Origin of the sequence: Oerskovia douganii, from assembly GCF_015142735.1 — a bacterium.
GTDB classification, from domain to species: domain Bacteria; phylum Actinomycetota; class Actinomycetes; order Actinomycetales; family Cellulomonadaceae; genus Oerskovia; species Oerskovia douganii.
Genome location: NZ_JACSPN010000051.1, coordinates 1 through 2198 on the forward strand (window position 1 = coordinate 1; position 2198 = coordinate 2198).

2 protein-coding genes are annotated in these 2198 nt (G+C 65.5%); one reads left to right on the forward strand and one right to left on the reverse strand.

From position 1 onward, the window contains the following. Positions 1-381: 381 nt before the first annotated feature. Positions 382-867, forward strand: coding sequence for a hypothetical protein (locus H9623_RS19060; protein ID WP_193721573.1), 486 nt, complete (start codon positions 382-384; stop codon positions 865-867). Between the two features lie 581 nt (positions 868-1448). On the opposite strand, the gene H9623_RS19065 is transcribed toward H9623_RS19060, so the two are convergent. Then, a complete protein-coding gene (locus H9623_RS19065) occupies positions 1449-1718 on the reverse strand; it encodes a hypothetical protein (protein ID WP_193721574.1) in 270 nt (89 codons plus the stop codon). Between the last annotated feature and the right edge of the window lie 480 nt (positions 1719-2198).

A 2198-nucleotide genomic window follows, 5' to 3' on the forward strand; every position in this document is an offset into this window, starting at 1 on the left:
ACACCCAACGTCGCCACCAAGCCCTCGGCGGGCAACCCCCGATCAGCCGGCTGTAACCAACCTCCTGGCCGGGTACACCTAGAGCGCGCCTACCGTGACCGGTTTGCTCGTCAAAGCAACAGGCTTGTCGGGCTTGAGCATCTGGTCCAGGAGACGACCGACAGGCTCGGTTTTACGGAGGGGGACGCGCGGCACTGGGCCATCGTCGCCACGTCCCCCCTGTCGAGCCCACCGCTCGGAGCGCTTCGTCCAGACGCGGAGGCAGTGCATGGAGCGCGGGAGGCGGCTCGCAGGCGAGAGTTCGCGCTCTACAAGGACGGCGAGGGAAGCGGGCTGCTGTCCGGACTCGTCGACCCTCGCCGCGGACTTCACCGTTGGATCATGCGCAACGCGTTCACAGATCGAGAGGCGACCTCGACCACCCAAACCTACGCCGAGCTGCACGACGACGGGTCCTCGGTCTTGGCCTTCCCCGTCGCCTCGACTCCCACTGAGTACGACGGCCGCAAGGAACCGCGCAGCGCGATCAAGGCTACCTACGTGCAGGTCGTCTGCGCCTCAGCCGTGGTGCTGGCGGATGCGTGGCTAATGACCCAGCGGATCACCGCTGAGGCGAGCATGCTGGCCAGCATCGTCACCAGCCCCGTCGACACTGAGCCCGTCTGGGCGATCTCGGACGTTCCTGGGGGGCGCGCTCGAATCCTGCCGACGACTCGGCCGCTGACAAGGATCCTCCCAGTCGACACCTTCCTCGCGTTCCCCCGTGACCTGCCCAGAATGCGCGCTGCAGCCATGGACCTCGCCGAGAGCATCCTGCACCAGTTCGGCATCGAGCATCTCAACCAGCTCGCTCTACCCGAGGACTAGAACTGGCGCCTCCAGCACCGCAGAACCGCCCTGGGCGACGCCCACCAGAAGGCCACGTGCCGCGGGCTGAGCGGCGCTCGACGGCGTCGGCCCATAGCCAGGCCCAGCCCTCGCGCCCGTGCGGGTCGAGGTAGCGCACCCGGACTTGGCGTCCGGCCCAGGCGATCGCCTCGCCGTCGAGAGGGTGCTCTCCGCTCTGGCGTTGAGTGACCCAGGCCCTCACAGGGATCGGGCCTGCAGGGCGCACGACCGGCAGACTGGCCCGTGCGAGTTGGGGCGCTTCCTCGGCACCATCGCGCAATGGCACCGACTCGAAACCTGCCGGCCAGCCCGTTGTTGGCGGCCGTCGACGCGTACCCATCACCCCATCATGTTCGAACACTTGTTTGAATCATGGCGGATGCTGGAGGGGTGACTGTCCAAGGGGCCTGACCGGTGCGGGTGATATGTGACATAAGGTCCATTATCGGCCTAGACCTGGAGGGTCGCGGAACGCACTTCGCGCTTCCCGACGACGGGCTCCGCTCGTCGCACGACCCCGAGCCGCCAAAGGGCCACCTCACCCGTCCAGCACGCTGCATTCAGACCTGCTCGACTGCGAGGAAGACAACAACTAGAACGATCGCCAGTGCCGCCAATGGCCAACCCCAACGAGCAAGCATGCGCCGTGTGGCTGGATCTTTCGTCACAATGTAAGCGGTGCGAAGGAGTACCACCGCCGCCACCCCTACAAGCAGCGCGAGAACAAAGAGAACGTCATCCATCACCGCCACATCTTCCCATACCCCCACCTCGAGGCAAAGTTCTCCGCCAAACGCGGAGCGATCCGATTGCTGGCGAGCACGCTCCACACCGTCTGCATCGTCGGGCCGTTACCCTCGGTACGATCGATACCCGAGACCGGCTTGGGCCGCAGTGTAGAGCGCAGTTCTCTTGGTTCGTGTGGCCCAATTTCCGCGGAGTTCACGCGCAGAGTGTCGGACTGAGGAACGAATGCTCACGCCCGCTCGATGTACACCTCTGACGCTATTCGCCGCGTGCCTTCCTCGACTGGTCGCTATCGCAAGCGACCTCACTGCGGTCCCCGCGTGTCGGCCCACCAGTCGCGCTGACCGAGCTCCGGGAATGAAGGCCAGCGCACCTTCGACCGCAAGGTTCGCCCACGCTCTGCGGCCACTTACCTCACCGGCGCGCCAGGATGAGTATGACGACGCTGCTGCAACTCCTAGACCCACAGCGCCTGCAACGGCACATAGAGGTGTTCTCACCAGGCTGATTTGGCGGTTCCTCGTTGAAGGTGGAGCAGGACGAGGGCTGCTGCGGTGATCTCG

Excerpts from the sequence above, each read along its gene's own strand:
- H9623_RS19060 (WP_193721573.1), top strand. The coding sequence starts at position 382 with ATGCGCAACGCGTTCACAGATCGAGAGGCGACCTCGACCACCCAAACC.